Origin of the sequence: Halalkalibacter akibai JCM 9157, assembly GCF_000513135.1 — a bacterium.
GTDB lineage: Bacteria > Bacillota > Bacilli > Bacillales > Bacillaceae_D > Halalkalibacter > Halalkalibacter akibai.
On sequence record NZ_BAUV01000017.1, the window covers coordinates 41,054 to 62,862 of the forward strand.

Sequence of the window (21,809 nt, forward strand, 5' to 3'; positions counted from 1 at the left end):
GCGAAAATGGAACGCAACCAACGTAAGGTTTACACTGGACGTGTTGTTTCTGACAAGATGGATAAAACTATCACTGTTCTTGTAGAAACTTATAAAAGAGATCGTCTTTACGGTAAGCGCGTTAAGTACTCTAAAAAGTACAAAGCACATGATGAAAACAATAGCGCTAAGATTGGCGATGTAGTAAAAGTTATGGAAACTCGTCCGCTTTCTAAAGACAAACGTTTCCGTTTAGTTGAGATCGTTGAAGAAGCGGTTATTATCTAATAGAAATCCTTGGTTCGAAGGGAGGTAAGTTTGTATGATTCAACAAGAATCCCGTTTAAAAGTTGCAGATAACTCTGGTGCACGTGAAGTACTTTGTATTAAAGTATTAGGTGGTTCTGGTCGTAAGACAGCTAATATTGGTGATGTTATTGTTTGCTCGGTAAAACAAGCAACACCAGGTGGCGTTGTCAAGAAAGGTGACGTTGTTAGAGCTGTTATCGTACGTACTAAGAGCGGAGCTCGTCGTAATGACGGTTCATATATCAAGTTTGATGAAAATGCTGCTGTTATCATTCGTGATGACAAAAGCCCACGCGGAACTCGTATTTTTGGACCAGTTGCACGTGAACTTCGTGATAACCAATTCATGAAGATTGTATCACTAGCTCCTGAAGTTCTTTAATAGAAGATAATTGAAAGGCCCTGTCAAGGAGGTGCGAACATGGCAAATATGCATGTCAAAAAAGGTGACACAGTAAAGGTCATCTCTGGAAAAGACAAAGGGAAACAAGGTGTAATCCTTGAGGCGTTCCCGAAGAAGAATCGTGTACTTGTTGAAGGTGTTAACATCGTGAAGAAGCATGCTAAACCTTCTCAGGATAACCCACAAGGTGGAATCTTGAATATTGAAGCACCTATTCATTCTTCCAACGTTATGCCTATTGATCCTAAGTCTGGTGAGCCTACTCGTGTAGGTTACAAAGTAGAGAACGGTAAAAAGGTACGTATTGCTAAGAAGTCTGGCGAATCTTTAGATAAGTAGTCAGTGTGTGAAAGGAGGTCAATCGCATGAGTCGATTAAAAGAAAAGTATACAAGTGAAATCGTTCCTTCTCTAGTTGAGAAGTTTAACTATTCATCTGTTATGGCAGTACCAAAACTTGAAAAGATCGTTATTAACATGGGTGTTGGTGATGCTGTATCAAATGCAAAAGCTCTTGACAAAGCAGTTGAAGAATTAACAACAATTACTGGTCAAAAGCCATTAGTAACTAAAGCTAAGAAATCTATCGCTGGTTTCAAATTACGTGAAGGTATGCCTATCGGTGCGAAGGTAACTCTTCGTGGTGAGCGTATGTTTGAATTCCTTGATAAATTAATTACTGTATCACTTCCTCGTGTTCGTGACTTCCGCGGTATTTCAAAGAAAGCCTTTGATGGTCGCGGTAACTACACACTAGGTGTAAAAGAACAGTTAATTTTCCCTGAGATTGATTATGATAAAGTAGACAAAGTTCGTGGTATGGATATTGTTCTTGTAACAACTGCTAACACGGATGAAGAAGCTCGTGAACTTTTAACTCAAATGGGAATGCCATTTCAAAAATAATCCAAGTCGTTTCGAAGAGGAGGGAAAACGTTGGCGAAAAAATCAATGATTGCAAAGCAAAAACGCACACAAAAGTATAAAGTACAAGAGTATACTCGTTGTGAACGTTGCGGTCGTCCTCATTCAGTTTTACGTAAGTTTAAACTTTGCAGAATTTGCTTCAGAGAGCTTGCTCACAAAGGGCAAATTCCTGGTGTGAAAAAAGCTAGTTGGTAATCCCAAGAACGGGAAGGAGGTAAATAATTATGGTCATGACAGATCCAATTGCAGATATGCTTACTCGTATTCGTAATGCTAACACAGTACGCCACGAGAAATTAGAATTACCTGCTTCAAAGGTGAAGAAGGAAATTGCTGAAATTCTTAAGCGTGAAGGTTTTATTCGTGATTACGAATACATCGAAGATAACAAGCAAGGTGTAATTCGCATCTTCTTAAAATATGGTGCAACAAATGAGCGTGTAATTACTGGTCTTAAGCGTATTAGTAAGCCTGGTCTACGTGTATACGCAAAAGCAAGTGAACTTCCTCGTGTATTAGGCGGGTTAGGAATCGCATTAGTTTCAACATCTAATGGTGTAATGACAGATAAGGATGCTCGTCAACAACAAGTAGGCGGCGAAGTATTAGCTTACGTTTGGTAATACAATCCTTAAAATGAACGGAGGTGTACAAGAATGTCTCGTATTGGTAAAAAGCCAGTAGAAGTACCAAGTGGAGTTACTGTTACACTTGATGGAACTTTATTTACTGTTAAAGGTCCTAAAGGTGAACTTAGCCGTAACCTTCATGAGGATATGAAAGTTGTAATCGGAGAAAACGAAGTTACCGTTGAACGTCCTTCTGACAACAAGTTACACCGTGCACTTCACGGTACAACTCGTAGTTTAATCAATAACATGGTTGAAGGTGTTACAAAAGGTTTCGAACGTACTCTTGAGCTTGTTGGGGTAGGTTACCGTGCTACTAAGTCAGGTCAAAAGCTTGTACTTAACGTTGGTTACTCTCATCCAGTTGAGATTACTCCTGAGCAAGGAATTGAAATTGAAGTTCCTGCTAACACAAAAGTAATCGTAAAAGGTATTGATAAAGAGCGTGTAGGTGCAATTGCATCTAACATCCGTTCTGTACGTTTACCAGAGCCTTATAAAGGTAAAGGTATTCGTTATGAAGGCGAATATATTCGTCGTAAAGAAGGTAAAACAGGTAAATAATCACTAACTCACGGAAAGGACTGACGTTCAATGATTACGAAGCGTAATAAAAACGTAGCTCGTAAGAAGCGACATGCACATGTTCGTCGTACGATCACAGGAACACCTGAACGTCCTCGCCTAAATGTTTTCCGTTCATCTAAACACATTTACGCTCAACTTATTGATGATGTAAATGGTGTTACTCTTGCTTCTGCATCTACGCTTGATTCAGAGGTAGCTGCAGATGCAACGAAAACAGATGCGGCTAAACTAGTAGGTGAACTCGTTGCAAAACGTGCGATTGAAAATGGACATAAAGTAGTTGTATTTGACCGTGGTGGTTATATTTATCACGGACGTGTAGCAACACTTGCGCAAGCAGCCCGCGAAGCTGGTTTGCAATTCTAAAGAAAAAAGGAGGGAAAACGAATGCGTCGTATTGACCCTAATACGTTGGAACTTGAAGAAAAAGTTGTAGCTGTCAATCGTGTTGCTAAAGTAGTAAAAGGTGGACGTCGTTTCCGCTTTGCTGCATTAGTAGTTGTTGGCGATAAAAATGGCCACGTTGGTTTTGGTATGGGTAAAGCTCAAGAAGTACCAGAAGCAATTCGTAAGGCTGTAGAAGATGCAAAGAAAAACCTTATCGAAGTACCAGTTGTTGGAACTACAATCCCGCATGAGATCGTTGGACACTTTGGTGCTGGACGCGTATTCCTTAAAAACGCATCTGAAGGTACTGGGATCATCGCTGGTGGACCAGTTCGTGCGGTGCTAGAATTAGCTGGTATTGGTGATATTCTTTCAAAATCTCTTGGTTCAAATAACCCAATTAACATGGTTCGTGCTACTATGCAAGGACTTAAAGGTTTAAAACGTGCTGAAGAGGTTGCTAAACTTCGCGGCAAGTCCGTGGAAGAACTATTAGGTTAAGGAGGGAAAGTAAATGGCTAAGAAATTAGAAATTACCCTCACTCGTAGTCTTATCGGACGCCCGGAAGACCAACGCGTTACTGTGAATACTCTTGGTTTGCGTAAAATGCACCAAACAGTTGTTCAACAAGACAACGCTGCGATCCGTGGTATGGTAAACAAGGTATCTCACCTTTTAACTGTTAAAGAAATCGAAGCTTAATTGCTTATCTATAAATACGAGGAGGTGTCGACATGAAACTTCATGAGTTGAAACCTGCAGAAGGATCACGTAAGGTACGTAACCGTGTAGGTCGCGGTATCGGTTCTGGTAACGGTAAAACAGCAGGAAAAGGACACAAAGGTCAAAACGCACGTTCTGGCGGAGGTGTACGTCCTGGTTTTGAGGGTGGTCAAAACCCTTTATACCGTCGTCTTCCGAAACGCGGATTTACAAACCCTACTCGTAAGGAGTTTACAGTAGTAAACCTTGATACATTAAACCGCTTTGAAGCGGGTACTGAGGTAACACCGGAACTTCTTATCGAGACAGGTACTGTGAAGAACGTCAAATACGGAATCAAGATTCTTGGTAATGGGAAACTTGAAAATAAATTGACTGTTAAAGCACATAAGTTTTCAGCATCTGCAGTAGAAGCTATCGAAGCTGCTGGCGGAAAAACTGAGGTGATTTAATGTTCCGGACGATCTCCAACATTATTCGAGTGGGTGATTTACGCCAAAAGGTGATTTTCACCCTACTTATGCTCATTGTCTTTCGTATCGGAAGTTTTATTCCTGTTCCAGGATCGAACAAGGATGTTCTTAATTTCTATGATCAAGCGAATGCATTTGGGTTTTTAAATACGTTTGGTGGTGGAGCTTTAGGGAACTTTTCGATTTTTGCAATGGGTATTATGCCATACATTACTGCCTCAATCGTAGTGCAGTTATTGCAAATGGACGTTGTACCTAAATTTGCTGAATGGGCAAAAGAAGGGGAAGCTGGTCGACGTAAATTAGCTCAGTTTACCCGTTATGGAACGATTGTATTAGGTTTTATTCAAGCTTTAGGGATGTCAATCGGATTTAATTCATTGTTTCCTGGTTTAATTCCAAACCCAACAGTTCCAACATATCTTTTTATTGCTCTTGTCTTAACTTCTGGTACTGCCTTCTTAATGTGGTTGGGTGAACAAATTACTGCAAAAGGCGTTGGTAATGGTATTTCAATCATTATCTTTGCTGGTATCGCGGCTGGAATTCCGAATGGGATTAACCAAATCTACGTACAGCAAATTGAAGGTGCTGGTGAGCAATTATTTTTAAGCATTGTCACTGTACTTTTAATGGCTCTTGCAGTTCTTGCGATTATAGTAGTCGTAATCTTTGTTCAACAGGCTTTAAGAAAAGTTCCAGTCCAGTATGCAAAACGTTTAGTTGGACGTAGTCCAGTTGGTGGTCAGTCTACACACTTACCATTAAAAGTTAACGCTGCTGGTGTAATTCCTGTCATTTTTGCTCTTTCTCTTTTCATGTTTCCACCAGTAGTTGCTGGATTTTTTGGAACCGAAAATCCGATTGCTGCATGGGTGACTAGGACGTTTGATTATACACAACCGATTGGTATGATTTTTTATGCTTTATTAATTATTGGTTTTACGTATTTCTATACGTTTATCCAAGTTAATCCGGAAAAAATGGCTGAAAACCTTAAAAAACAAGGTGGCTATATACCAGGCATTCGCCCCGGTAAGACAACACAGACTTACTTAACACGCATTTTATATCGACTAACGTTTGTTGGTGCTTTATTCCTTGCTACGGTTTCTATTATCCCTGTTTTCTTTACTAGGTTAATGGATCTTCCACCTGCTGTTCAAATCGGTGGTACTGGATTATTAATCGTAGTTGGTGTAGCATTAGACACGATGAAACAAATCGAAAGTCAACTAATTAAACGTTCTTATAAAGGCTTTATTAAGTAATAAGGGGATCTGGGAAGAGTATCTTCCCGTTCGCCTTCTGTTGTTAAATCGGAGATGGAGGAGATTGGAATGAATTTAATTTTAATGGGCCTACCTGGCGCTGGTAAAGGTACACAAGCTGAAAGAATTGTTCAAGATTACGGTATTCCTCATATTTCTACAGGTGATATGTTCCGTGCGGCTATTAAAGGTGAAACTGAACTTGGTTTAAAAGCTAAGTCTTTCATGGATGCAGGTGAACTTGTTCCTGATGAAGTAACGATAGGTATTGTTCGTGAACGATTAATGAAGGATGATTGTCAAAAAGGGTTTTTACTTGATGGATTCCCACGTACAGTTGCTCAAGCGGAAGCATTAGAAGAGCTGTTAAGTTCAATGGGACGTAAACTTGATTATGTTCTGAATGTAGAAGTTCCAGAAAAGCTTCTTATGGATCGTCTGACTGGCCGTCGAGTGTCACCAACATCTGGAAAGACCTATCATGTAATCTTTAATCCTCCTAAACAAGAAGGTATTTGTGATTTAGATGGTAGCGAATTAATTCAGCGTGATGATGACAAGCCTGAAACGGTTAAAAAACGTCTTGAAGTCAATCAAGCTCAAGCAAAACCTCTTGTCGATTTCTATACAGAAAAAGGCTATTTGCGTGAGATTAATGGTGACCAAGACATTAATAAAGTATTTGAAGATATCAACCAGCTCTTGAAAGGACTTCATGCATGATCATATGTAAGACTGAACGTGAATTAGAAATCATGCGAGAAGCCGGTCGAATTGTTGCTTTAACGCATCAAGCTTTAAAGGAACATATCAAGCCTGGCATATCAACAAAGGATTTGGATGAGATCGCTGAAAAGTTGATTCGTTCGCACGGAGCGACTCCCTCATTCAAAGGTTATAATGGGTTTACAGGTAGCATCTGTGCTTCGGTAAATGAGGAATTAGTGCACGGAATTCCTGGGAAGCGAGTGCTTAAAGATGGCGACGTAATTAGTGTAGACATTGGTGCTTTTTATAATGGCTACCATGGGGACTCTGCCTGGACTTATGCAGTTGGTCAAATTTCTGATAAAGATCAAGAATTACTTGATGTGACGGAAGCCTCTCTTTTTAAAGGGTTAGAGTTTGCGAAAGCAGGTAATCGCTTGTCAGATATATCACATGCTATCCAAGCTTATGTCGAGCCTTTAGGCTATTCAGTTGTACGTGAGTATGTTGGTCATGGAGTTGGGCAAGACTTGCATGAGGATCCTCAAATCCCTCATTATGGTCCGCCTGGTAAAGGACCGAGACTGAAACCTGGAATGGTACTTGCGATTGAACCAATGATTAATGCTGGTACACGCTATGTACGAACTCTTTCTGATAATTGGACGGTTGTTACAGTTGACGGAAAGAATTGTGCACACTTTGAGCATACGATTGCTATTACGGAATCAGGTTATGAAATCTTAACAAAAGTTTAATTGTAGGTGATGGGGAAGATGCAAGACTCTGGTATGACTCCGGAGATTGGTCAGATTGTTCTTTGCACTAAAGGTCGTGATCAAGGACAATATAATATAATTATTGAAGTACTTGATGAACGTTTTGTTAAAATTGCGGATGGCGATAAGCGAAAAGTGGACCGAGCAAAGAAAAAAAACTTGAATCACTTAGAATTGATTGATTACATTGCTGATGAAGTTAAGGGCAGCTTTAAAGAAACAGGACGTGTTACTAATGGAAAGTTACGCTATGCGATTACTAATTTCCTAGAGCAACACTCTGATTTACTGAAGGAAGGAGAGTGAACCTGTGGCTAAAGAAGATGTTATTGAGGAGGAAGGTACGGTTATTGAACCTCTTCCAAATGCAATGTTTCGCGTTGAACTAGAAAATGGTCATAAGATTCTTGCCCACGTTTCTGGAAAGATTCGTATGCATTTCATTCGAATTCTCCCTGGTGATAAGGTGACTGTTGAACTTTCGCCTTATGATCTAACACGTGGACGAATCACATATCGTTACAAATAATACGTTGCGAGAGCGACTAGCAAAATAATTTTTTATTGTTTTGCTTTAATCTGATTAGAATCTAATCAGTGCACTCCGTACCATATAGGAGGTTTATAAGATGAAGGTAAGACCATCAGTCAAGCCTATTTGTGAAAAGTGTAAAGTTATCCGTCGTAAAGGGACGGTAATGGTTATTTGTGAAAATCCTAAGCATAAGCAAAAACAAGGTTAATATATAAGGAGGTGCAGCACATGGCACGTATCGCAGGCGTCGATATTCCTCGTGATAAACGCGTAGTTATTTCACTAACGTATGTCTATGGAATCGGCAAAGCTAAATCGTCTGAAATTCTTGCGAAAGCAGGTGTATCTGAGGATACTCGCACTCGTGATCTTACAGAAGAAGAATTAGGACGTATCCGTGAAGCTGTTGAAGGGCACGCAGTTGAAGGTGACCTTCGTCGTGAAGTTTCACTAAACATTAAACGTCTTATTGAGATTGGTTCATATCGTGGCATTCGTCACCGTCGTGGTCTACCAGTTCGTGGACAAAATTCTAAAAACAATGCTCGTACACGTAAAGGTCCACGTCGTACTGTAGCTAACAAGAAGAAATAGTAAAGGAGGTCGCATAAAAAATGGCTAAGAAAACGAATACTCGTCCAAAGCGTCGTCAACGTAAAAATGTTGAAACGGGTGTTGCTCACATTCGCTCAACTTTCAATAACACGATTGTGACGATTACAGATACGCATGGTAACGCAATTTCTTGGGCAAGTGCTGGTGGATTAGGTTTTAAAGGTTCTCGTAAATCTACTCCATTTGCTGCTCAAATGGCTGCTGAAACAGCTGGTAAAGCTGCAATGGAGCATGGCATGAAAACTGTCGAGGTTTCTGTTAAGGGACCTGGTGCAGGTCGTGAAGCAGCGATCCGTTCTTTACAAGCAGTAGGACTAGAAGTAAACATGATTAAAGATGTTACTCCAGTTCCTCACAACGGTTGTCGCCCGCCAAAACGTCGTAGAGTATAACGGAATCAATCATTGTATAGATTTCCCTAAATTGTCAATAATGGATAGAGCGATAACAGTCCTGTTGGCAAAATGGTGTAAAGCTTTGGAATTGCCTACTGGTTATCCGGTTAGGCAATCCTTGCAGTCTACCGGAGTTCGACGTTTTGAAGGAGGGTTTGTTTGATGATTGAAATTGAAAAGCCAAATATTGAAGCGGTTGAAGTAAGTGAAGACGCAAAGTATGGAAAATTTATCGTTGAACCATTAGAGCGTGGTTATGGTACAACTTTAGGAAACTCCCTACGTCGTATTCTTCTATCCTCTTTACCTGGCGCTGCTGTAACTTCTGTTCAGATTGATTCTGTCCTACATGAATTCTCGACCGTTGAAGGTGTAGTAGAAGATGTAACGACAATTATTTTGAACTTGAAAAAACTTGCTCTTAAAATCTATTCAGATGAAGAGAAGACCCTTGAAATTGATATTCAAGGTGAAGGAGTTGTCACAGCAAATGATTTAACACATGATAGTGATGTTGAAGTTCTAAATCCAGATCTTCATATCGCAACGCTTGCTTCAGGTGCGCATTTACATATGCGTCTTACTGCAAAGCGTGGTCGTGGTTATGTCCTTGCTGAAGGGAATAAGAACGACGATCAACCAATTGGAGTTATTCCTATTGATTCCATTTACACACCGGTTTCACGTGTAAATTATCAAGTAGAGAATACTCGCGTCGGTCAAGTAACTAACTATGACAAACTAACTCTTGATGTCTGGACTGACGGAAGCATTCGCCCTGAAGAAGCTGTTTCTTTAGGTGCTAAAATCTTAACTGAGCATTTAAACATCTTCGTAGGAATGACTGATCAAGCTCAGAACGCTGAGATTATGGTAGAAAAAGAAGAAGATCAGAAAGAGAAAGTTCTTGAAATGACTATTGAAGAACTAGATTTATCTGTTCGTTCTTACAACTGCCTAAAGCGTGCGGGTATTAATACGGTTCAAGAACTAACTCATAAGTCTGAAGAAGACATGATGAAAGTTCGTAACCTTGGTCGTAAGTCACTTGAAGAAGTTCAAGAGAAGCTTGGAGAACTTGGTCTAGGTCTTCGTAAAGAAGATTAACTAAGGAATCTTTCTTCTAATCGTTTATAATATAAGTAATTGCTCCTTTTTGTGGGCAGGTAACAAAGGAGGGAAACGAACATGGCATACGCAAAATTAGGTCGTGATAGTTCTGGTCGTAAAGCTTTATTCCGTGATTTAGCTACTGACCTTATCATTAACGAGCGCATCGAAACTACTGAAGCAAAAGCAAAGGAGCTTCGTTCAATCGTTGAGAAAATGATTACACTTGGTAAGCGCGGAGATCTTCATGCACGTCGTCAAGTTGCATCTTTCATTCGTAGAGAAGTAGCTGACACTGAGTCTGGTCAAGACGCTATCCAAAAATTATTCTCTGATATTGCACCTCGCTATGAAGAGCGTCAAGGTGGTTATACTCGTATTCTTAAAGTTGGTCCTCGTCGTGGAGACGGCGCTCCAATGGTGATTATCGAGCTAGTATAATTCTTCTATTAGAAGAGTGAATAGATGAGACGACAAAGGGCAATTCAGATCTGAGCACTTACGCTTTGACTCTGGGCCCTTTTTTGTTTTACATAAAAATAGTTGTACCGGCTCGAGTGTTTTTTCTTCACTAGTTATATAATTTGATAAATTATAGGCACGTTCGAAATGGGGGATCTTTTGTGTCATTTATTCAATTTGATAAAATTAACTTTCAATATGAATCAGCAGAGCAACCTGCTCTTCAATCTGTATCTATCTCCATTAATGAAAACGAATGGATTGCTGTACTAGGGAGAAATGGTTCTGGAAAATCAACATTTGGTCGTCTTATTAATGGGTTATTAACTCCTACTTCTGGAACTGTAAAAGTCAGTGGATTATCTACATCATCTGAAAAAAACGTATGGTCGATTCGTCAATGCGTTGGTATGATATTTCAAAATCCCGATCATCAATTTGTAGCAACTACAGTTAAAGATGACCTAGCATTTGGCTTAGAAAATTTAGGGCTACCTCGTGATGTTATGGAAGAACGTATTGAAGAATATTCAAAGTTAATAGGGATTAGTCATTTATTAGACTCAGAGCCACACCGGTTATCTGGAGGGCAAAAGCAAAGAGTTGCGATTGCAGGTGTGATGGCGATGGAGCCAAAGGTCATTGTTTTTGACGAGGCAACATCTATGTTAGACCCGATTGGACGTAAGGAAGTTTTAGAAACGATGCAAATGCTTCATAGACGTGGAATGACCATTATATCTATCACTCATGATATGAATGAAACGGTATTTGCCGACCGAATGTTGATTTTTCATCAAGGAAAATTATTAAAGGATGCTACACCTGTTGAAATTTATGAGAATCCAAATCTATTAGTGGAAATGGGACTGACACTACCTTATGTGTTCCAACTACAGAACGAATTAAACGTTAATGGAGTGGCAATATCTAAAGTGTGTTTAACGGAAGAGGAGTTGATCTCTGAACTATGGAAATTATATTTAGTGAAGTAGAACATTTATATATGCGTGGTACTCCTTTTGAAAAGAAAGCACTTGATAATGTATCTATTAACATTCCTTCTGGTTCTTTTACTGCTATTATTGGTCATACAGGCTCAGGAAAGTCGACGCTAATTCAGCACATTAATGGACTTCTTCGCCCAACAACGGGCTCAGTTCAAATTGGCTCCTATGAAATAAAAGCAGGTGAAAAGAAAAAAGATTTATCGAAACTACGCAAAGAAGTCGGACTTGTTTTTCAATACCCCGAGCATCAATTGTTTGAAGAAACGATAGAGAAGGACATCTGCTTTGGACCACTCAATTTCGGTTTGACAGAAGAGTTTGCTAAGCGGCGTGCTAAGGAATTAATAGAAACAGTTGGACTAGACGAAAGTTTCCTTCCTAGATCCCCCTTTCACTTAAGTGGTGGCAAATGCGACGAGTAGCGATTGCAGGTGTGTTAGCAAGCAACCCGTCTGTGTTAGTACTTGATGAACCAGCAGCAGGTCTCGACCCTGAAGGCCGTGAACAAATGATGCAACTGTTTTTGAATTACCATCAAAAAAACAAGACGACGACTATCTTAGTTACTCACGATATGGAGGTAGCTGCCAAATACGCAGATCAAATTATAGTCATGCATGCTGGAAACGTAGAGATGTCTGGTAATAAAGAGTTTATCTTTGAACAAGCTAATCGTTTGGAGGAGATTGGACTTGGATTGCCTAATACATTAGCCTTTTTACAGCGTTTGAAAGAGGCTTTTCAGATTGAGTCGATTCCTACTACCTTTGATCTTAAAGAAGCGTCACAATACATAGCAAGGCTAGTAGAGAAGGAGGGGTAGGGTTGTTACAAAATGTGATTATTGGACAATATGTTTCTGCTTCCTCTCTATTACACCGTTTAGACCCACGCTCAAAATTAATTAGTGTGTTCATATTAGTCTTTATAATTTTTTTAGCAAATAATTGGTTAGCAAATGGTATTATTATTCTTTTTACATTAACGATGGTCCTGTTATCTAGGGTACCGCTACTATTTATTTATAAAGGAACAAAACCTATTTTATGGCTTGTTCTATTTACGTTTATACTGCATTTGTTCATGACAAGAGAAGGCAATATCATCTATAGTTTAGGTTTTATTACAATCTATGAAGAAGGAGTCAAACAAGGTATTTTTATTGCCATTCGTTTTATAACGATTATCATGCTGACATCACTTGTTACGTTAACGACTAAACCAATAGATTTAACGGATGGTTTAGAGATGATTTTGAATCCACTTAAAAAGGTGGGTTTACCTGCTCATGAATTAGCGTTAATGATGTCCATTGCATTAAGATTCATTCCTACTCTGATGCAAGAAACAGAAAAGATTATGAAGGCACAGATGGCAAGAGGGGTTGACTTTACAACGGGTCCATGGGGAAAACGTATAAAAGCTCTCTTACCCCTGTTAATCCCATTATTTATTAGTGCGTTTAAAAGAGCTGAGGATTTAGCTTTAGCGATGGAAGCTAGAGGTTACCGCGGTGGTGAAGGCAGATCTAAGTTTCGCTTGTTACAATGGCAAAGACAAGACACAGTGGCTGTAATCGCTGTATAAGCTTCGGAATGACAATTGTTGTAATTAGATATATGTAATGTAGGAGGTGAATTAGAATGCGGCGTATGGCGTTATGGGCCATGTATGATGGTACGCAGTTTTCTGGGTACCAAGTACAACCAGGTAAACGAACGGTTCAATCGGAAATAGAAAGAGCACTTGCTACTTTGCATAAAGGAACTGAGATTCGGATTCATTCTTCGGGAAGAACAGATACCGGTGTTCATGCAAGAGGGCAAGTCATTCACTTTGATACAACACTCCAAATACCAGTAGAGAGATGGCCGAAAGCTATAAACTCTTGTTTAGCTGATGATGTTCGGATTATAGAAGCTGCAGTCGTACCGGATGATTTTCACTCGCGATATGATGCCATTCAAAAAGAATATCATTACAGAGTACTTATAGAGCAAAAACCAGATGTGTGGAAAAGAAATACAACGTACCATTTCCCATTTCCACTCAATTACCCCAAAATGGAAGAAGCGGCATCTCTTTTAATGGGTACCCATGACTTTAGTTCTTTCTGTGCATCAAATACAAGTGTTAAAGATAAAGTGAGGACCTTATCTCGGGTATCTGTTGAACTAGTAGGTGACGAGCTCGTGTTCAAACTTGTTGGGAATGGTTTTTTATATAATATGGTTCGGATTATTGTTGGCACCTTACTTGAGGTCGGAGTAGAGAAAAGAGAGCCTTCTTCTATGTCTTATATTTTGCAAAAGAAAGATCGATCATTGGCCGGAAAAACGGCTCCGGGAAACGGATTATTTCTTAGGAAAGTATATTACAATAATGATATTTTTAGTGAGAACTATTAATAGAGACAATTTTTTGAAAAATAATGCTATGACAACGAGTCCTAGTGTAACAAGTTGTTGACATTGGGTTTTTAATATTATATGATGTTAGATGGTAATTCCAAAACCCACTAGCCCCGGGTTCGGAATGTTACATTAGACACTGGTTTTAAAAATATCAATTTGATTTTTCAAAATACGGAGGGAAATTCATGCGTACAACATATATGGCAAAGCCTAACGAAGTTGAGCGTAAGTGGTTTGTAGTAGACGCTGAAGGTCAAACACTTGGTCGTTTAGCTTCAGAAGTCGCTTCAATTCTACGTGGTAAACACAAGCCAACTTTTACTCCTCACGTTGACACAGGTGATTTTGTAATCATCATCAATGCTGAGAAAATTGAACTAACTGGTAACAAATTACAAGACAAGATCTACTACCGTCACACAAATCACCCAGGTGGTTTAAAAATGACTAAAGCTGCTGACATGCGTGCTAACAAGCCTGAGCGTATGCTTGAGCTTGCAATCAAAGGAATGCTTCCAAAGAACACTCTTGGACGCGCTCAAGGTATGAAGCTTCACGTTTATGCAGGTCCTGAACACAAACATCAAGCTCAAAAACCAGAAGTTTACACACTTCGCGGTTAATCGAATAGGAGGGTATTATTTTGGCACAAGTACAATATTATGGTACAGGTCGTCGTAAGCACTCTGTTGCTCGCGTTCGTCTATTACCAGGTGATGGCCGTATTGTTATTAACGGTCGCGAATTAGATGATTATTTCGGTCTTGAAACTTTAAAGCTTATCGTGAAACAACCACTTGTTGAAACTGGCGTTGAAGGTCAATATGACGTTCATGTTAATGTTGACGGTGGTGGTTACACAGGACAAGCGGGCGCTATCCGTCATGGTGTAGCTCGTGCTCTACTTAAAGTAGATCCTGACAACCGTCCTTCACTTAAAACTGCAGGTTTCTTAACTCGTGATGCTCGTATGAAAGAACGTAAGAAATACGGTCTTAAAGCAGCACGTCGTGCACCTCAGTTCTCAAAACGTTAATATATCTACGTTTGGAAGGCTCTCATCCATTTTGGATGGGGGTCTTTTTTGTTCAGGACAGTGCGTTATAACAGTTAGGTTTATTAAGTACAGATGAACAGTAGAAATTGAGGGTATCTAAAGAAATGGAGTATTACTATACAAATATCAACTGGTTTGATACCTTTATCATTTCCGCTTTTAGTAACCCTATATCATATTAATTATGATAAGATAACCTATATGCTTGGGTATATCTTAATTTCAATTTATGGAAGCGCTATCATGTTAGTCAAGAAAAGGAGAGAAAGCCATGACAGTTGGAGAACCTTGTAGAGTGATGGTTGTTGATGATGAAACGTTAATAAGACAAGGAATTAAGCATTACTTTAACTGGGAGGAAGAAGGTTTTCAAATTGTAGGGGAAGCTGCAAATGGCCAAGAGGCACTTGAATTAATAAATGATGTGAAGCCTCATATTTTAATTACAGATATTGTAATGCCCATTATGGACGGAGAAGAGTTAACAAAGATAGTAAAAGCCAATTATCCGCAAATAGAAATTATTGTTCTAAGTAGTTTTGGTGAATTTGATTATGTTCGCTCGAGTTTTCAACATGGTGTTGTAGATTATATCTTAAAACCTAAGTTAGATGCAGAAAGTTTATTGGACGTTTTGCGAACAGCGGTAAAACGAATTCCAGATTTTCAAATATCAAAACAAAGTGTAGTAGCACCTATCTCACTTGAACAACTGGTAGATAAACTTATTTCTGGTTTTGAAAATGCTGAAAAGGTAGAGGAGATAAGTAAGCTATATCCTTATGATTCTTTCTTTTTATTAGGTGCGGATTTTACCCATGTTCCAGATAGACAGGAGGAAATAAAAGAATTAATACAATGGGCTTTTCAAAGTCAAACAAAGAACACGGTTTGTTCTTTTGTTAGATTAGAAAAAGATAAACTTTTGTTTTTACTAAACGCCGAATTGCAATCATACTCAAACATTGTATCAACCTTAAAGGATTGTAGTGAACGTCAAGATAAAGTGGGATTTTTGCTAACCAATTCTTTCTCTCAGTTTCATGAAATTGGTGAAGCATATCGAAATATGCTTTCACAACTAGATCAGTATCGTTTTTATAATCCTAATCATGTCCTGACTTTACAAAGTGAGCTAGTGATGGAACAGGAAGATCCCCCGCACTTTAATTTAGAGTGGTTAACTGAAGAGTTAAAAAGAGAACGATTTGATTCTGCTTTTCAATATATCCATGAGCATGGAAAGAAATTAGCCACTTACTATACTATTGATGTCCAAGAGTTCAAATCACTATGTAATAATATGATTTTTAATGTCACGATCTTGGTGAGGAATATTGGTTATGATGTGAAAATGCTAGAGAAAAATAAGTATAAATATATGCAAGCGATTGATGAAGCAAAGACAGCGCAAAAAGTACTAAGCGATTTAGATGAATTTTTATTAGGAGCTCAAAAGTGTATAAATGAACAACAACCGTCTTTTGAAAATCAAAATATGAAAAAACTACTCGATTATATCACAGATAATTATATGAAGCCTCTTACATTAACAGAAGTTGCAAAACACTTTCACTTTAATCCCTCTTATCTTTCTAGTTATTTTACGAATCATAATAAAGAAGGTTTTAGTGAGTATGTTAATAAAATTAGAATTGATGCGGCTATTAAGTTGTTAAAGAAGAGTTCTGTTTCCATCTCAGATATTAGTGCACAAGTTGGCTATTCCGATCATAGCTATTTTTGTAAAGTATTTAAAAAGACGACAGGGTATTCCCCAAGTCAATATCGAAGAAAACTATTAAAGTAGGTTTGTCTGATGAAAACATTGATTGAACGGTTAAAATTTAATAGCCTCTTTCTAAAACTATTTTTATTAACTTTCATTATTATCATATCCGTCTCTGTTGCCATTACGATGACGACGCTACGACTATCAGAACGATTATTTATTGATACATTTAGCATTACAAATGCAAAAGTATTAAACCAAATCAAAGAGAATTTTGAAGGCTATAACTACTCGATTATAAATTCTGCAAATCACTTGCAACAAAATGGGGCGATTAGAACTCTTTTATCAGAAGAGCAAACGAATCGTGATTTAATGAACGCTTACTATCATTTAAGTACACAGATGGAGTTAGTAAAATCTAATTTTGAACGGTATGAAACAGGAATTATGATTACGGGAATTAATGGAGTTACATTTTCATCTGACCGTTCTTATTGGCCTTTCCCTGATGAAGTCTGGTTAGAGCATGAAGTCTTGTTGAACACTTGGGAGGAACCAAGATGGCTTCAATATCAAACGTATGAGACACCCAATCATGGACAGGTAATCGTTGCTTCTAAAACTCTAATAGAGAGAATTTCTAGAGAGGGATACGGGACCGTTCATTTTGCTATGAATGAGTCAGACTTTAGTCAGTTTTATCAAACTTTTACGAGTCCGGGAAATGATGTTTATATGATAGATCGACAGGGGCAGATTGTTTCAAGTAATGTAGAAGAAATGATTCAACAAAAGAATACTGCACTATTAGAAGCGGCAATGGATGTCGCTAATTCTGATAAGGATTATATTAACTTAGACTTGCTGGGCAAAGAGCATATAGTATTAGTGGAATATCTCCCCTTTTTTGATATGTATCTTGTTAATGCTATAAATCGTGACGTCGTCAGTGCAGCGGTCATTGATAAGAAAAGTATTGCTCTATATAGCATTGGGACTGTTTTGCTTGCGTTAATCATTGTTTTTTTTATTTCAAGAAAGCTAACGAACTCATTATCTACTCTTGTAAAACAAATTGGAAATGCGTCAAAGCATGATTTCCATCAGTATGTGACGGTGACTGGGGCATATGAAACGAGGCAAATTGGAATTGCCTTCAATGCGATGCTAGATGAGATACATGAATATGTTGAACAGGTGATGTTGTCACAGAAAAAGCAGCGTAACGCAGAGCTTGCAGCGTTACAACAACAAATCAATCCACACTTTCTTTATAATACATTGACAACGATTAAATTTCTGGTTCAGCAGGGGAGTAAAGAAGAGGCGACTGAAACGATTCATTCTCTTATTTCTCTTTTACAAAATACAATAGGAAATGTAGATGAAATTGTGACAGTAGATCAGGAAATTGCTAATTTAAAAAACTATGTGTTTATCAATCAAAAACGTTATGGAAATCGTATTAAAGTAAATTATTTCATTGGACCTGATTGTATCAATTTCCAAGTACCAAAGTTGATCTTACAACCATTTGTAGAGAATGCATTTTTTCACGGATTTAATAAGAAAGAAGCTGGTTCAATTCACATAATGGTGTGGCAAGAAAGTGACAAGCTTATTTGTGAAGTGATGGATAATGGCGATGGTATGTCTCGGTCAAATAATAACAAACTTCCTAAAACAAAAAGAAAATCACAGCACTTTTCTGGTATTGGTATTAGAAATGTGCATGAACGTATCCAACTATTATATGGCGATATGTACGGGGTTGAAATTGAAAGTGAAGAAGAGGAAGGAACAAAAGTAAGAATAAGTCTGCCGCTAGCAAAAGAATAAAAAGTACAAAAATATAAAGATAATCCAAATTTAATATTGTAGGAAAAAGGAAGATATGAAAATATCACAAAAGGACAAAAAGATAGTCCTAACTCTAAAAAGCATGGAGGTGGTAACATGAAGTTGCAAGAGAGAAAGCGTTTACAAAGACTAAAGGGGGAATTGAAAAATGAAGAAAATGATGGGTATTTTGACTTTACTCAGTATCATGCTACTTGCAGCTTGTTCAGGAGGAAACTCAACAACTACAAGTGATACTAGTGATGAAAGTGATAATGGTTCTGCGGCTAGTGCTGAGGCAATCACTGTTTGGGCTTGGGACCCGAACTTTAACATTAAAGCAATGGAATTAGCAAAAGAGGTCTATGCAGCGGAGAATTCAGATCTTGAAATTAACGTTAACGAATTTGCTCAAGATGATATTATTCAAAAGTTAAATACAAGCTTAAGCTCAGGTTCGACTAGTGGGTTACCAAATATTGTTCTAATTGAAGATTATCGAGCACAAAGCTTTTTGCAAGCGTATCCAGATTCATTTCACCCGATAACAAATGCTTATAATACAGATGATTTTTCACCGTATAAAATTGCACCAACAAGCCTTGATGGAGAAAATTATGGTCTGCCATTCGATACAGGGGTAGCTGGCTTATATGTAAGAACAGACTATTTAGAAGAAGCAGGGTATTCTATTGAGGATATGCAGGGGATTGATTGGAATGAATATATCGCCATCGCAAAAGATGTAAAAGAAGCAACAGGAAAACACATGTTGTCAATCGACCCGAATGACCTTGGTCTTGTTCGCATGATGATACAAACAACTGGTTCTTGGTATGTTGAAGAGGACGGTTCAACACCAAATATTGCAGGCAATGAAGCTATTGAAGCAGGGTTTGATGTTTTTAAAACATTAATAACAGAAGATTTAGCAAAACCAATTTCAGACTGGAGTCAATTTTTAGCAGCTTTTAACAATGGAGACGTAGCTTCAGTTCCTACTGGTAACTGGATTACACCATCTATTAAAGCAGAAGCGTCTCAATCAGGTAAATGGGCTGTCGTACCGTTCCCTAGCTTACCAGGATTTCCTGATTCAGTAAATGCTACGAACTTAGGTGGAAGCTCTTGGTATGTTCTTGATATTGCCGGTAAAGAAGAAGCTACTGATTTCTTGGCGAAAACATTTGGTTCAAGTACGGAATTATACCAGAAGTTTATTACAGATATTGGTGCAATGGGTACCTATCTACCAGCCTCTGAAGGGGATGCTTATCAAGTAGAAGATGAATTTTTTGGTGGTCAAACGATTTATGCTGATTTCTCTCAATGGTCAGAAGAAATTCCTCAAGTGAACTTTGGTCTTCACACATATGCGATAGAGGATATCTTAGTGGTTGCAATGCAAAACTATCTTAATGGCAAAGATGTTGAGCAAGCGCTAATTGAAGCTCAAACTCAGGCAGAGGGACAAATAAGATAACTACAAGTTTATAGTAATAGTTTGAGTGAGGAGCTTGGAAACTCGCCGGCTTCGCCAGAAATCCTTTAGGGACCGGCTGAAGGCGAGTTTTCTAAGCTTTTTTCTATCAATGGAGAAAGATCCAACGAGCTTGAAAAAAATACTTGTCCTAAGTTTCTTGTTACATAAGCTTGGGCTTCTATAAAGGAGTGACTTCAGGTGGAAACAGCAAAATCAATCCCACAACAATCTCCCCCTCAAAAAGAGAAACGCTACAGGAGTTTGGGGAGAAACCTACGTTTCAGAAACGGTCTAATCGGTTGGTCTTTTATTTTACTTTCTATTGTTTTAATATCAATATTTTATTTTTACCCTATGATTTCAGCTTTAATGTTATCTTTTCAATCAGGGACAGGTAGGAATCTAGAATATGTCGGATTTGATAATTACTTTCGTTTATTTAAAGATCCCACTTTCCTGACTGCAGTTAAAAATACGGTTATTTATTTAATGGTTCAAGTACCAGTTATGATCTTTCTTGCTTTATTAATTTCTGTTTTATTAAACGATAAAAAGTTAATGGGTAAAGGCTGGTTCCGTACAGCGATCTTTTTACCGTGTGTAACATCTCTTGTTGCATATTCTGTTATTTTTAAATACTTATTTGGTTCAGATGGCTTAATTAATGTGATGTTGATGAACTTTGCGATTGTGTCACAGCCTGTTCAATGGTTAACTGATCCATTTTGGGCAAAAGTCACTATTATCATCGCTATTACATGGAGATGGACCGGATATAACATGATATTTTATCTATCTGCTCTTCAAAATATAGATAACTCAATTTATGAAGCGGCAAAAATCGATGGCGCAAATGCTATTCAACGATTTTTTGTTATTACGATTCCCCTGTTAAAGCCGATTATCTTATTTACCTCTATTACGTCTACAATTGGGACATTACAATTGTTTGACGAGGTAATGAATATAACAGGTGGGGGTCCAGGAAACTCGACATTAACGATATCTCAATATATTTACAATTTATCGTTCAAATATACGCCAGACTTCGGTTATGCGGCAACAGTATCTTACGCTATTGTAGTGTTGATCGTATTCTTCTCCATCTTACAGTTTAAAATGGCAGGTGATAAAAATGCATAAGCTAAAACGAGCTATAATCTATATCATTCTATCGATTATTTCGATTGTGTCGATCTTTCCGTTTTTTTGGATGATTGTGAGCGCAACGAATAAGTCAGTTGATGTGACAAGAGGTCGCTTACTACCGGGAAATCATTTGTGGGAGAATTTTCAAAATCTAATTGATACTGTTAATCTTGTTCCTGCATTAATGAATTCAGCAAAGATATCAATTGCGACAACTATTTTATCGTTGCTTATTGCCTCGCTCGCTGGATATGGCTTTGAGATTTATCGTAGCAAAGCTAAGGATGTCGTGTTTAACATTTTACTTTTATCGATGATGATTCCATTTGCTGCTCTAATGGTACCTTTATTTCGAATGTTTGGTTCTTTTTCTCAATACTTGCCACTCATTGGTGTAGATACACTTACAGCTGTTGTTTTACCGACTATGGCAACGGCCTTTCTCATTTTTTTCTTTAGACAATCTACGAAAATGTTTCCTAAAGAATTACTAGAAGCAGGTAGAATTGATGGATTAACAGAACTCGGTGTCTTTTTTAGAATATACGTCCCAACGATGAAAACGACATATTCTGCAGCAGCAATTATTACGTTTATGGCAAGCTGGAATAACTACCTTTGGCCACTCGTCATTTTACAGTCGCCTGAAAATCAAACGATTCCACTATTAATTTCAAATTTAGGATCTAGTTATACTCCAGATTACGGCATGATTATGCTAGCAATTGTGATTGCAACATTGCCGACAGCACTTGTGTTTTTCTTAATGCAGAGACACTTCGTTGCGGGAATGATGGGATCTGTAAAAGGATAATGCAAAGAGAGGATG

Annotated in this window: 31 protein-coding genes and 1 pseudogene; all 32 read left to right on the forward strand. The window is 38.2% G+C overall.

Annotation, left to right across the window (positions count from 1 at the left end; genetic code table 11):
- Positions 1-6 precede the first annotated feature (6 nt).
- Complete coding sequence (gene rpsQ, locus JCM9157_RS11080) at positions 7-267, forward strand: 30S ribosomal protein S17 (protein WP_035664746.1); 261 nt, start codon at positions 7-9, stop codon at positions 265-267.
- A gap of 34 nt (positions 268-301) precedes the next feature.
- The gene (gene rplN, locus JCM9157_RS11085) at positions 302-670 is read left to right on the forward strand and encodes a 50S ribosomal protein L14 (protein WP_035664749.1); all 369 of its coding nucleotides are present in this window, start codon (positions 302-304) and stop codon (positions 668-670) included.
- A gap of 48 nt (positions 671-718) precedes the next feature.
- Positions 719-1,030 carry a 50S ribosomal protein L24 gene (gene rplX, locus JCM9157_RS11090; RefSeq protein ID WP_035664812.1) on the forward strand — a complete coding sequence of 104 codons (312 nt, stop codon included), beginning with the start codon at positions 719-721 and terminating at the stop codon, positions 1,028-1,030.
- A 26-nt stretch (positions 1,031-1,056) separates the two neighbouring features.
- Positions 1,057-1,596 carry a 50S ribosomal protein L5 gene (gene rplE / locus JCM9157_RS11095; protein WP_035664751.1) on the forward strand — a complete coding sequence of 180 codons (540 nt, stop codon included), beginning with the start codon at positions 1,057-1,059 and terminating at the stop codon, positions 1,594-1,596.
- 30 nt (positions 1,597-1,626) lie between these two features.
- Positions 1,627-1,812, forward strand: coding sequence for a type Z 30S ribosomal protein S14 (locus tag JCM9157_RS11100; protein ID WP_012957149.1), 186 nt, complete (start codon positions 1,627-1,629; stop codon positions 1,810-1,812).
- Positions 1,813-1,841: 29 nt separating this feature from the next.
- Positions 1,842-2,240 (forward strand): 30S ribosomal protein S8, encoded by a 399-nt coding sequence (gene rpsH, locus JCM9157_RS11105; RefSeq protein ID WP_035664752.1) that lies wholly within the window; start codon positions 1,842-1,844, stop codon positions 2,238-2,240.
- Positions 2,241-2,273: 33 nt separating this feature from the next.
- Positions 2,274-2,810 carry a 50S ribosomal protein L6 gene (rplF, locus tag JCM9157_RS11110; RefSeq protein WP_035664753.1) on the forward strand — a complete coding sequence of 179 codons (537 nt, stop codon included), beginning with the start codon at positions 2,274-2,276 and terminating at the stop codon, positions 2,808-2,810.
- A 30-nt stretch (positions 2,811-2,840) separates the two neighbouring features.
- Positions 2,841-3,200, forward strand: a complete 360-nt coding sequence (rplR, locus tag JCM9157_RS11115; RefSeq protein ID WP_035664755.1) for a 50S ribosomal protein L18 — start codon at positions 2,841-2,843, stop codon at positions 3,198-3,200.
- Positions 3,201-3,221: 21 nt separating this feature from the next.
- Positions 3,222-3,722 carry a 30S ribosomal protein S5 gene (gene rpsE, locus JCM9157_RS11120; protein WP_035664758.1) on the forward strand — a complete coding sequence of 167 codons (501 nt, stop codon included), beginning with the start codon at positions 3,222-3,224 and terminating at the stop codon, positions 3,720-3,722.
- 13 nt (positions 3,723-3,735) lie between these two features.
- Positions 3,736-3,924: a 50S ribosomal protein L30 gene (gene rpmD / locus JCM9157_RS11125; RefSeq protein ID WP_034631470.1), complete on the forward strand. Its 189-nt coding sequence runs from the start codon at positions 3,736-3,738 to the stop codon at positions 3,922-3,924.
- A gap of 32 nt (positions 3,925-3,956) precedes the next feature.
- On the forward strand, positions 3,957-4,397 hold the full coding sequence (rplO, locus tag JCM9157_RS11130; RefSeq protein ID WP_035664761.1) for a 50S ribosomal protein L15: 441 nt from the start codon (positions 3,957-3,959) through the stop codon (positions 4,395-4,397).
- Complete coding sequence (gene secY / locus JCM9157_RS11135; protein ID WP_035664762.1) at positions 4,397-5,689, forward strand: preprotein translocase subunit SecY; 1,293 nt, start codon at positions 4,397-4,399, stop codon at positions 5,687-5,689. Before rplO ends, secY begins: the two co-directional genes overlap by 1 nt.
- Positions 5,690-5,758: 69 nt before the next feature.
- Positions 5,759-6,412: an adenylate kinase gene (locus JCM9157_RS11140; protein WP_035664764.1), complete on the forward strand. Its 654-nt coding sequence runs from the start codon at positions 5,759-5,761 to the stop codon at positions 6,410-6,412.
- Positions 6,409-7,155, forward strand: coding sequence for a type I methionyl aminopeptidase (gene map / locus JCM9157_RS11145; RefSeq protein ID WP_035664766.1), 747 nt, complete (start codon positions 6,409-6,411; stop codon positions 7,153-7,155). Before JCM9157_RS11140 ends, map begins: the two co-directional genes overlap by 4 nt.
- Before the next feature lie 18 nt (positions 7,156-7,173).
- Positions 7,174-7,482, forward strand: coding sequence for a KOW domain-containing RNA-binding protein (locus JCM9157_RS11150; RefSeq protein WP_035664768.1), 309 nt, complete (start codon positions 7,174-7,176; stop codon positions 7,480-7,482).
- Positions 7,483-7,486: 4 nt separating this feature from the next.
- Entirely contained in the window at positions 7,487-7,705 is a 219-nt protein-coding gene (gene infA / locus JCM9157_RS11155) for a translation initiation factor IF-1 (protein WP_035664769.1), read from the forward strand.
- Positions 7,706-7,805: 100 nt separating this feature from the next.
- The gene (gene rpmJ / locus JCM9157_RS11160) at positions 7,806-7,919 is read left to right on the forward strand and encodes a 50S ribosomal protein L36 (protein WP_003322638.1); all 114 of its coding nucleotides are present in this window, start codon (positions 7,806-7,808) and stop codon (positions 7,917-7,919) included.
- Positions 7,920-7,939: 20 nt separating this feature from the next.
- Complete coding sequence (gene rpsM / locus JCM9157_RS11165; RefSeq protein ID WP_035664771.1) at positions 7,940-8,305, forward strand: 30S ribosomal protein S13; 366 nt, start codon at positions 7,940-7,942, stop codon at positions 8,303-8,305.
- A 20-nt stretch (positions 8,306-8,325) separates the two neighbouring features.
- Positions 8,326-8,718, forward strand: coding sequence for a 30S ribosomal protein S11 (gene rpsK / locus JCM9157_RS11170; RefSeq protein WP_035664773.1), 393 nt, complete (start codon positions 8,326-8,328; stop codon positions 8,716-8,718).
- A gap of 165 nt (positions 8,719-8,883) precedes the next feature.
- Complete coding sequence (locus JCM9157_RS11175; protein WP_035664775.1) at positions 8,884-9,828, forward strand: DNA-directed RNA polymerase subunit alpha; 945 nt, start codon at positions 8,884-8,886, stop codon at positions 9,826-9,828.
- 81 nt (positions 9,829-9,909) lie between these two features.
- Positions 9,910-10,272 (forward strand): 50S ribosomal protein L17, encoded by a 363-nt coding sequence (rplQ, locus tag JCM9157_RS11180; RefSeq protein ID WP_035664776.1) that lies wholly within the window; start codon positions 9,910-9,912, stop codon positions 10,270-10,272.
- Positions 10,273-10,454: 182 nt separating this feature from the next.
- Complete coding sequence (locus JCM9157_RS11185; protein ID WP_035664777.1) at positions 10,455-11,288, forward strand: energy-coupling factor transporter ATPase; 834 nt, start codon at positions 10,455-10,457, stop codon at positions 11,286-11,288.
- Positions 11,264-12,126: pseudogene (locus tag JCM9157_RS11190) on the forward strand (energy-coupling factor ABC transporter ATP-binding protein). The gene JCM9157_RS11185 and the pseudogene JCM9157_RS11190 overlap by 25 nt, the downstream one beginning before the upstream one ends.
- Before the next feature lie 2 nt (positions 12,127-12,128).
- Positions 12,129-12,890 carry an energy-coupling factor transporter transmembrane component T family protein gene (locus JCM9157_RS11195; protein WP_052013094.1) on the forward strand — a complete coding sequence of 254 codons (762 nt, stop codon included), beginning with the start codon at positions 12,129-12,131 and terminating at the stop codon, positions 12,888-12,890.
- Positions 12,891-12,946: 56 nt separating this feature from the next.
- Positions 12,947-13,711, forward strand: coding sequence for a tRNA pseudouridine(38-40) synthase TruA (gene truA / locus JCM9157_RS11200; RefSeq protein ID WP_035664778.1), 765 nt, complete (start codon positions 12,947-12,949; stop codon positions 13,709-13,711).
- A 191-nt stretch (positions 13,712-13,902) separates the two neighbouring features.
- Positions 13,903-14,340, forward strand: a complete 438-nt coding sequence (rplM, locus tag JCM9157_RS11205) for a 50S ribosomal protein L13 (RefSeq protein WP_035664779.1) — start codon at positions 13,903-13,905, stop codon at positions 14,338-14,340.
- Positions 14,341-14,360: 20 nt separating this feature from the next.
- Positions 14,361-14,753 carry a 30S ribosomal protein S9 gene (gene rpsI / locus JCM9157_RS11210; protein WP_035664781.1) on the forward strand — a complete coding sequence of 131 codons (393 nt, stop codon included), beginning with the start codon at positions 14,361-14,363 and terminating at the stop codon, positions 14,751-14,753.
- A 292-nt stretch (positions 14,754-15,045) separates the two neighbouring features.
- Positions 15,046-16,584, forward strand: a complete 1,539-nt coding sequence (locus tag JCM9157_RS11215; protein WP_035664782.1) for a response regulator transcription factor — start codon at positions 15,046-15,048, stop codon at positions 16,582-16,584.
- Between the two features lie 9 nt (positions 16,585-16,593).
- Positions 16,594-18,348 carry a cache domain-containing sensor histidine kinase gene (locus tag JCM9157_RS11220; RefSeq protein WP_035664784.1) on the forward strand — a complete coding sequence of 585 codons (1,755 nt, stop codon included), beginning with the start codon at positions 16,594-16,596 and terminating at the stop codon, positions 18,346-18,348.
- Positions 18,349-18,517: 169 nt separating this feature from the next.
- Positions 18,518-19,831, forward strand: a complete 1,314-nt coding sequence (locus JCM9157_RS11225; protein ID WP_035664786.1) for an ABC transporter substrate-binding protein — start codon at positions 18,518-18,520, stop codon at positions 19,829-19,831.
- Positions 19,832-20,092: 261 nt separating this feature from the next.
- Positions 20,093-20,974: a carbohydrate ABC transporter permease gene (locus JCM9157_RS11230; protein ID WP_035664815.1), complete on the forward strand. Its 882-nt coding sequence runs from the start codon at positions 20,093-20,095 to the stop codon at positions 20,972-20,974.
- The gene (locus JCM9157_RS11235; RefSeq protein WP_035664788.1) at positions 20,967-21,794 is read left to right on the forward strand and encodes a carbohydrate ABC transporter permease; all 828 of its coding nucleotides are present in this window, start codon (positions 20,967-20,969) and stop codon (positions 21,792-21,794) included. The genes JCM9157_RS11230 and JCM9157_RS11235 overlap by 8 nt, the downstream gene beginning before the upstream one ends.
- Positions 21,795-21,809 lie beyond the last annotated feature (15 nt).

Coding starts and splice junctions, on each gene's coding strand:
- rpsQ (WP_035664746.1), top strand. CDS start 7: ATGGAACGCAACCAACGTAAGGTTTACACTGGACGTGTTGTTTCTGAC.
- rplN (WP_035664749.1), top strand. CDS start 302: ATGATTCAACAAGAATCCCGTTTAAAAGTTGCAGATAACTCTGGTGCA.
- rplX (WP_035664812.1), top strand. CDS start 719: ATGCATGTCAAAAAAGGTGACACAGTAAAGGTCATCTCTGGAAAAGAC.
- rplE (WP_035664751.1), top strand. CDS start 1,057: ATGAGTCGATTAAAAGAAAAGTATACAAGTGAAATCGTTCCTTCTCTA.
- rpsH (WP_035664752.1), top strand. CDS start 1,842: ATGGTCATGACAGATCCAATTGCAGATATGCTTACTCGTATTCGTAAT.
- rplF (WP_035664753.1), top strand. CDS start 2,274: ATGTCTCGTATTGGTAAAAAGCCAGTAGAAGTACCAAGTGGAGTTACT.
- rplR (WP_035664755.1), top strand. CDS start 2,841: ATGATTACGAAGCGTAATAAAAACGTAGCTCGTAAGAAGCGACATGCA.
- rpsE (WP_035664758.1), top strand. CDS start 3,222: ATGCGTCGTATTGACCCTAATACGTTGGAACTTGAAGAAAAAGTTGTA.
- rpmD (WP_034631470.1), top strand. CDS start 3,736: ATGGCTAAGAAATTAGAAATTACCCTCACTCGTAGTCTTATCGGACGC.
- rplO (WP_035664761.1), top strand. CDS start 3,957: ATGAAACTTCATGAGTTGAAACCTGCAGAAGGATCACGTAAGGTACGT.
- secY (WP_035664762.1), top strand. CDS start 4,397: ATGTTCCGGACGATCTCCAACATTATTCGAGTGGGTGATTTACGCCAA.
- JCM9157_RS11140 (WP_035664764.1), top strand. CDS start 5,759: ATGAATTTAATTTTAATGGGCCTACCTGGCGCTGGTAAAGGTACACAA.
- map (WP_035664766.1), top strand. CDS start 6,409: ATGATCATATGTAAGACTGAACGTGAATTAGAAATCATGCGAGAAGCC.
- JCM9157_RS11150 (WP_035664768.1), top strand. CDS start 7,174: ATGCAAGACTCTGGTATGACTCCGGAGATTGGTCAGATTGTTCTTTGC.
- rpmJ (WP_003322638.1), top strand. CDS start 7,806: ATGAAGGTAAGACCATCAGTCAAGCCTATTTGTGAAAAGTGTAAAGTT.
- rpsM (WP_035664771.1), top strand. CDS start 7,940: ATGGCACGTATCGCAGGCGTCGATATTCCTCGTGATAAACGCGTAGTT.
- rpsK (WP_035664773.1), top strand. CDS start 8,326: ATGGCTAAGAAAACGAATACTCGTCCAAAGCGTCGTCAACGTAAAAAT.
- JCM9157_RS11175 (WP_035664775.1), top strand. CDS start 8,884: ATGATTGAAATTGAAAAGCCAAATATTGAAGCGGTTGAAGTAAGTGAA.
- rplQ (WP_035664776.1), top strand. CDS start 9,910: ATGGCATACGCAAAATTAGGTCGTGATAGTTCTGGTCGTAAAGCTTTA.
- truA (WP_035664778.1), top strand. CDS start 12,947: ATGCGGCGTATGGCGTTATGGGCCATGTATGATGGTACGCAGTTTTCT.
- rplM (WP_035664779.1), top strand. CDS start 13,903: ATGCGTACAACATATATGGCAAAGCCTAACGAAGTTGAGCGTAAGTGG.
- JCM9157_RS11215 (WP_035664782.1), top strand. CDS start 15,046: ATGACAGTTGGAGAACCTTGTAGAGTGATGGTTGTTGATGATGAAACG.
- JCM9157_RS11220 (WP_035664784.1), top strand. CDS start 16,594: ATGAAAACATTGATTGAACGGTTAAAATTTAATAGCCTCTTTCTAAAA.
- JCM9157_RS11225 (WP_035664786.1), top strand. CDS start 18,518: ATGAAGAAAATGATGGGTATTTTGACTTTACTCAGTATCATGCTACTT.
- JCM9157_RS11235 (WP_035664788.1), top strand. CDS start 20,967: ATGCATAAGCTAAAACGAGCTATAATCTATATCATTCTATCGATTATT.